Annotated in this window: 4 protein-coding genes; 2 read left to right on the plus strand and 2 right to left on the minus strand. The window is 71.4% G+C overall.

Translation table 11 applies throughout. From position 1 onward, the window contains the following. Positions 1 to 7: 7 nt before the first annotated feature. The gene (locus CFP71_RS16325) at positions 8 to 3,661 is read right to left on the minus strand and encodes an ATP-binding protein (protein ID WP_093934701.1); all 3,654 of its coding nucleotides are present in this window, start codon (positions 3,659 to 3,661) and stop codon (positions 8 to 10) included. A 101-nt stretch (positions 3,662 to 3,762) separates the two neighbouring features. Then, the gene (locus CFP71_RS16330; protein WP_093934702.1) at positions 3,763 to 5,847 is read right to left on the minus strand and encodes an ATP-binding protein; all 2,085 of its coding nucleotides are present in this window, start codon (positions 5,845 to 5,847) and stop codon (positions 3,763 to 3,765) included. Positions 5,848 to 6,164: 317 nt separating this feature from the next. Here CFP71_RS16330 and CFP71_RS16335 point away from each other — a divergent pair, with 317 nt between their 5' ends. After that, positions 6,165 to 6,416, plus strand: coding sequence for a hypothetical protein (locus CFP71_RS16335; RefSeq protein ID WP_093934703.1), 252 nt, complete (start codon positions 6,165 to 6,167; stop codon positions 6,414 to 6,416). Between the two features lie 84 nt (positions 6,417 to 6,500). Then, positions 6,501 to 7,136: a helix-turn-helix transcriptional regulator gene (locus CFP71_RS16340; protein WP_005164996.1), complete on the plus strand. Its 636-nt coding sequence runs from the start codon at positions 6,501 to 6,503 to the stop codon at positions 7,134 to 7,136. Positions 7,137 to 7,251: the final 115 nt, after the last annotated feature.

A 7,251-nucleotide genomic window follows, 5' to 3' on the forward strand; every position in this document is an offset into this window, starting at 1 on the left:
GGGACACTCACGCGAGCCGTCTCGGCAGCTGATCGCCGACGGTCAGCCGGGAATCGGCGTGCAGTTTGGTCAGCACCCGGGACACCAGCGACTGCACCGTCCTCCTCGGCAGGCTCAGCTCCGCGGCGATCTCGGGATTGGACAGTTTCGCCGCCACCAGCCGCGCGACCCGCAGTTCCAGCGGCGACAGCGCCCCGGCGTGCCGGGGCCCCCGCTCGGCACGGCTCAGCACACCGTAGCGGCGCAGCCGGTTCTCCGCCCTGCGGATGCTCCACGTGGCGCCGACCGGCCCGAGTACCTCGCACGCCTCGGTGAGCGACCGGGTGGCGGCTTCGAGGTAGCCGGCGCGGCCGAGCAGTTCGGCGGCGTCCTCCAGGGCGGCCGCGAGTTCGATCGGGCGGCGGACCTCGCGGTAGTGGTCGGCCGCGGCCAGCACGCCTTCGGGGTCGCCGTCGATCAGCGCGCGGCATCGGGCGGCGGCCGCGGTGGCCCTGGCCGGCACGGACTCCATGCTCGCCTCTTCGTCGCAGACGGCGAGCGCTTCCCTGGCGACGGCGTCGTTCCCGGCCGCGAGCGCGACGCGGACGACGTCGGGAAGCCATTGGTGCCGCAGCATCATCCGCGCGTAGTCGGGACGCAGCACCGGAGCGACCAGCCGCAGCGAGTCGTCGAGCCTGCCGCGCTGTTCCGCGGCCATCGCCATGGCCGCCAGGTAGAAGTCGCAGCTTTCGCGTTCGGACGAGTTCGACGGCGAGTGCGCCTCGGCCGCCTCCAGATGCGCGCGGACGGAGACGCGTTCGTCCCGGTGGCCTGCGATGAGCGCGGCGACGCCGTGCAGCAACAAGGCGGCGGCGCCCGGCTCGCGCACGCCGTAGAAGGTGATCGCCGGACCGTCCTCGGTGACCGAGTCCAGTTCGGCCAGTGCCTCGTCCCAGCGGCCGGTCCAGTAGTAGTGCACGGCGGCTGAGACCTGCGGGCCGGTCGGCAGGCCGTGCCGCGCGGCCGTCTCGTACCCGGCGTGCAGCGTGGCGTCGGCCTCGTCGAGCCGGTCGAGGTTCTGCAAGGTGAAGAGCCGGTTGTCGAGCAGGTCGAAGCGCAGCGTGGCGAGGTCGGCCTCGTCGCCGGTGGTCTCGAGCGCGGCGTCGATCGAGGTCAGCGCCTGGTCGTGCTCGCGGCGGATCGAGTGCACGAGCCACAGGGTCTGCTGCGCGTGCGCGGCGGGATACCGCTCGCCCTTCTCGACGGCCTCGGCGTGCAGCCCGCGCGCGATCCGTTCGGTCTCGTCGAGATCGTCGAGGGTGCCGCGCCGGAAGTTGGCGAGCAGCGTCCGGGTGCTGGTGCGCCACAGTTCCGGCATCGACGGGTCGTCCGCGGTGTCGGCGAGCGCCTCGATCGCGCCGGGCGTGTCACCCCGGCGGTAGCGCAGCGCGGCGAGGACATGCCGCATCTGCGCCAGATCCGCCTTGCCGCCGACCGTCTTCACCGCTTGCTCGGCCTCGGCCTCGGGATCCTTTTCGAGCCGGAACAGCACGCGCACCAGCGCGGCGATCAGGGTCTCCCGCTGCTCGCCGGTGGGCACGGTGCTGTCGAGCGCGCCGCGCAGGAGGTCGGCCGCGATGTGCGGGGCGCGGTTGGACACCGCGACGTGGTTGGCGGTGAGCCACTCGACCAGCCACGGGTCGTACGGCACCGGCCCGGCCGCCAGTTGCTCGGCGACCCGTTTGATCGGCGCCCCCGTCCGGGCGAGCGACTCGGCCGCACGGCGGTGCAGCGCGGCGCGGACCGGTTCGGCGATGCCGCCGTAAAGCGCCTGACGCTGGAACGGGTGGTGGAAGGCGAGTTTGTCGCCCGCGTACTCGATCACGCCCGCGGTGGTGGCCGGTTCCAGCTCTTGCAGGACTTCCAGCGGGCTCTTGCCCGCCAGCGCGGCGAGGTCCTCGACGGCGAACTCCGCGCCCAGCAGCGACGCGGTGCGCAGGATCTCGGTCGTGGCCGGGTCGAGGGTCTCCAGGGTCCGGGCGACCGCCGCGAGCAGAGACCGCGGCGCGTTCTCGGTGCCGTCCAGGGTCACCTCGGCCACGCCAGCCTTGATCCGCAGCGAACCGGTGCGGACCAGGTCATGCGCGATCTCCCTGGCGTAGAGCGGATTCCCGGCCGCGCGCCGGACCAGCGGGCGCAGGCTCGGGCCGAGTTTCGCCGCGAGGATCACCTCGAACACGGTGGCGATCTCGTCGTCGGTCAGCACCTCGACCGGCATGATCTCGCCGTCCCTCGCCTCGACCCCGCGGCGCAGCTGGGCCAGGTCGCGACGGCCGTGCCCGGTGCGGGTGGCGGCGACCAGGAGCAGCGGCAGCTGACGGGTGGCGGCGGCGAGGCGCTGCCACAGCAGCACACTGGCCTCGTCGGCCCAGTGGAGGTCGTCGATCACCAGGACCAGCGGGCCCGCCGCGCAGGTCTCGTCGACCAGCGCCAGCAGTTTGTCCACAGTGGACAGGATCGGGTCGGCTGGGCCCCAGTTCCCGTGCGCGGGCTCGGCGTGCAGCTCACCGGCCAGTTTGGCCTTGGCCGGATCCGACGCGCCGTGGTGCACGCCGAGGCACTCCATGATCACCTGGAGCGGGAACCGTTGCTGGAGTTCGTCGGCGGCGGTCCAGGCGAGCTGGCAGCCGCGCGCCGCGGCGTTCGCCAGCCCGGCGATCAGCAGTTCCGATTTGCCGATACCGGGTTCGCCTTCGAGCCAGACCGGACGGCCGCGGCCGGCGAGCACATCGGTGACGAACCCGTGCAGCCGTTCGACCTGCCGGGTCCGGCCGGGCAGGGTGCCCTGGCCGCCGCGTTCGATCGCCTTGGCCACCGGCGGCGGCACGATCCGCACCGGTGCCGGTTTCGATCCGGTGACAGGTTTCTCGCTGCCGTCCAGGATGCGCTGGTGCAGGTCGCGCAGCGGGGCCCCGGGTTCGACGCCGAGTTCGTCCTGGAGGACCCGGCGGGCGTCGCGGTAGGCGGTCAACGCCTCGGTCTGGCGCCCACTGGCGTGCAGGGCGCGCATGAGCGTCTCGTGCAGGGACTCGCGCAACGGATGTTGCTGCACCAGCGCGGTCAGCTCGGCCACCAGTTCACGATGGTCGCCGAGGCCGAGCAGCGCGGTGGCCCGCAGCTCGACGGCGGTCAGCTGGAGTTCGGCGAGCCGGACGCGTTCGGCCTCGGCGAACGGGCCCGGCACGCCCGAGTACGCCTCGCCGCGCCAAAGAGAGAGGGCGGTGGTGAGCCGGGCGGCCGCGCCACGCTGATCCGCCTGGGCGAGGAGCCGCCGGGCCGCGGTGGCGTCCTGTTCGAACCGGCGGACGTCGAGCGCTTCGCGGTCCAGCCGCAGCGTGTAGCTCGATCCGGCCGAAAGCAGTACCTCGTGCGCGTCGCCGCCCGCCTTGCGGATCGCGCCGCGCAGGCCGGAGACGTAGGTGTGGACACTGCCGGTGGCGCTGGCGGGCGCCGATTCGCCCCACACGTCGGAGATCAGTTCGCCGAGCGGGACGGACTGGCCGCGGCGTGCCGCCAGGGTGGCGAAGACCGCGCGCTGGCGGGCGGGCCCGAGCTTCAGCTCGACGTCTTCGAGCCAGGCACGAGGAGGCCCGAGCAGCTCGACGCGCAGCCCGTTGGTCACACCGGCTCCAATTCTGTCCTCACCGAAAGTGGCCGGATCACTACCGTGCCCCGCAGTTTAGGACGTGCCCGGATCAGTTCGGTTGCGTACCCGGGCGTAGGTCAGATCGCGTCGCGCTGAGGGGGCACGGCGGGCCGCGCGAAAGCGTGCAGCGGCGCGCACCACGGCTGCGCGGCCCCCAGGGAGCGGGTGGCGGACCACGGGGCCGACATACCCGCTTCGGGCAGCAGCAGCGCGGCCAGCTCACCGGTCAGGCTCTGATGCTGTTCCTCGGTGAGATTCCGTTGGTGCGAAAGCAGATGGAGCAGCTCGACGGCGAGCCCGGTGGGCAGTGCGCGGACGTTGTCGAGCAGCCACTGGGGGATCCAGCGTGCCGTCAGTTCGTCGCCGACCTGGAGCAGCTGCTCGGCGACGCGGTCCGCGGGCACGCCGGAGCCCGCCATCGTCGCGGCGATCTCCTGGTGCAGCACGGCGCGGATGGCGGGCGGGGTGTTCGCGGCGAACACCGAGCGCACCAGAGGGACGCGGAACCGCAGACGTTCCCCCTCGGTTTCCAGCACCCGCGCGGCGAGTGCCTCCTCGACCGCTTCGATGAGCGCCCGCAGCTCGCGGCCGGTGACGCCCACCAGGTCGGCGACCGTGAACGACGAGCCGAGCAACGCGGCCGATGTCAGCGTTCGCTTGCACGCCACGGAAAGCGTGGCGAGATGATCTTCCACCACGGCGGCGGCCCTGCCGTGCGGCGCGGTGCCGAGCTCGCGGCCTTCGGCGAACTCGGCGAACAGTTCGGACAGGTACGCGGGGTTCCCGGCGGTGTACTCGGCGGCGAACCCGAGGAACTCCTCACCGGGGTCCCTGGCCAGGGTCTCGTCGGCGAGCGCGGCGACGGCCGGGCCGTCGAACGGCGGCAGCGAGACGATCTCGCCGTCGACCCGCGAGCGGAGGACGTCGAGGGTGCGGCGCCGGGGGAGCGGGCGTGCCGAGCCGATCAGCAGCAGCGGCAGATGCGTGGTGAACCGGTGAAGCCGCTGCCACGCGAGCAGGCTTTCCTCGTCGGCCCAGTGCAGATCCTCGAAGACGAGCACCTTGGGCCCGGCTTCACACAGTTCGGTGACCGTCTTGCCGAGGTCCTCCAGTGCTTCGCCGCCGAGGCAGTCCGCGATCAGGCTCAGCGGGACCGCGCTGGTCAGCTCGTCGGCCTCGACCCAGCGTGTGTGGCTTCTCGCCGTCGCGAGGACCTCCGCCAAGAGCGCCGTCTTGCCGCTGCCCGCCTCGCCGTCCAGCCACACCGTCCCGCCGAGGCCGTCGTCCAGCAGCGCGGACAGATGATGGCGCACCCGGTCCAGTTCGTACTCGCGTCCGACGAAGGCGGGCGGCCGTTCGGGCTGGGCCTGGGTCGGCCGATGGTGTTCCGGCTGGTCCTGGTGGTGCAGCGTCGGATCGTCGTCGAGGACCCGCTGCCGAAGGGCCAGCAGTTCCGGGCCGGGTTCGAGGCCGGACTGCTCGATGATCGTCTCGCGGGCGCTGTCGAACGCGGCCAGTGCCTCGGCCTGCCTGCCGGACCGGAACAACGCGGTGATCAGCATGCGGTGCAGGCCTTCGCGCAGCGGATGGCGCTCGACCAGTACGGCGAGCTCGCCCACGAGTTCGCGGTAGCCGCCCAGGTGCAGCGCGACCTCGGCCCGGCGTTCGAGCGCGCTCATGCGCAGTTCGTTCAGCCGGGCGCGCTGGGTCTCGGCGAACGGGCCGGGGATCCCGTTGAGCGCGGAACCCCGCCACTGCGCGAGCGCGGACCGCAGCGACTCCAGTTCCCGCCGGTGCTCTCCGGCGAGCCGGTGCGCGCGGGCCCGTTCCAGCTCGGCTTCGAAGACGTGGACGTCGACCTGGTGCTTCGGCAGGTCGAGGCTGTAGCCGGCGCGGCTGGCGACGAGCGGTTCGCCCACCGGCTCCAGCGCGCGGCGCAGCGCCGAGACGTAGGTGTAGACGATGCCGGTGGCGCTGTCCGGGGGCTGCTCGCCCCAGACGGCGTCGATGATCTCCTTGCGGGAGACGAACCGGCCGGCGTGCAGGGCGAGCGCGGCGAAGACCGCTTGCCGCTGAGCGGGCCCCAGGGCGATCTCGGCGTCACCGTGCCGGGCGGGGGGACCGCCCAGGAGCCGCACCGTCAGCGAGGGAACCTCGTCCATGACCTGCCGCCTGTGCGTCCGACTTTCGAAGGGCGTCCTGCCCGGCGAAATCCTAGTGGCGCCGATGTGGGTTTCGCAATCAATCGGGCACCCTTCGTGTGGGTTTTGTCCGTCTGTTATGAGACATTCTCGGGTTTTGCCAGGGTAGTTCGGTTCAAGTGGATTCACGTTCGTGAACAGGTCCGAGGTTTGGTGCCCGTTCATGTGGTTTTCAGGGCTTGGACAGGTGAGGGGCGACTGGGCAAAGCCGTACGTTCGCAGGGGCAAAGTGTCGGCTGACGCTGGTCGTGGCATGCGTGGCTCTGCATGCTGTGACAGTGAGCCAGGATCATGAACAGTTCGCCGGGGACGTCCTGCTCGGTCTCGCCCACGACGGCAGGCTGGTGGTCGACGCCGACGAAGCCGAAGAACGCATCGCCGAGCTTCGGCGGACGCTGGCCTACGGGTACGCCCTGCTCGCCGACCCGGACTACACCGGACCCGAGGACAGGCTCCGCGACATCCTCGACGAGCTTCCCAAGTACGTGGAGGCGTTTCAGCAGGCCACGAAGTCCTTCACGCCTCGTTGAGAACTCGTGGAGAGTTCGTGAAGAGCTCCTTCGCAGACTGTGTCCCATCCGACTGGGGCCGCGGATCAAGCGGAGGGGACAGAGGTGGACACGGAAACCCGACAGATCACCGTGGCGGTGCACGCGCCCGATCCGATCACCACGGCGGGCCTGGCCAGTCAGCTGGGCACGCAGCAGGGGATCGACATCCGGGACTGGGACCAGCGCGCCGAGACCGACGTCCTGGTGTTCGCCGCCGAATGGCTGACACCTGAGACCGTGCTCTGGCTGCGGCGGCTGGCCGCCGAGGACGGCAAACCGGTGGTGCTCGTGGTGAGCCAGATCAGCGAGGCGGAACTCGTACCCGCGATCGAGTGCCGGGTGGTCGCGGTCCTGCCGCGCTCGGCGACGACCGGCGAACGCCTGGCGCACGCGGTCCGCGCGGCGGCCACCGGCGGCGGTGTGCTCCCGCCGAGCCTGCTCGGCGAACTGCTCAAGCATGTGGAACGGCTGCAGCGCGAGGTGCTCGACCCGATGGGCGTCAACACCGCCGGGCTCACCACGCGGGAGATCGACGTGCTGCGGCTGATGGCCGAGGGCAAGGACACCGTCGAGATCGCCGGCGAACTCAGCTACTCGGAACGCAGCGTGAAGCACATCATCCAGGGCATCACCGGACGGCTGAAGCTGAAGAACCGGCCGCACGCCGTCGCTTACGCGGTGCGGGCTGGGGTCATCTAGCTTTCCCGGGGCACCGGCGCTCCTGTCCGCTTGCCAGTACATGAAGGCCCCCTTCCTTGCGCTAGGCGCAAGGAAGGGGGCCTTCATGTACTTCAAGCCTGAGAATAAACGCCGG

It is taken from the genome of Amycolatopsis thailandensis, assembly GCF_002234405.1.
Lineage (GTDB): Bacteria > Actinomycetota > Actinomycetes > Mycobacteriales > Pseudonocardiaceae > Amycolatopsis > Amycolatopsis thailandensis.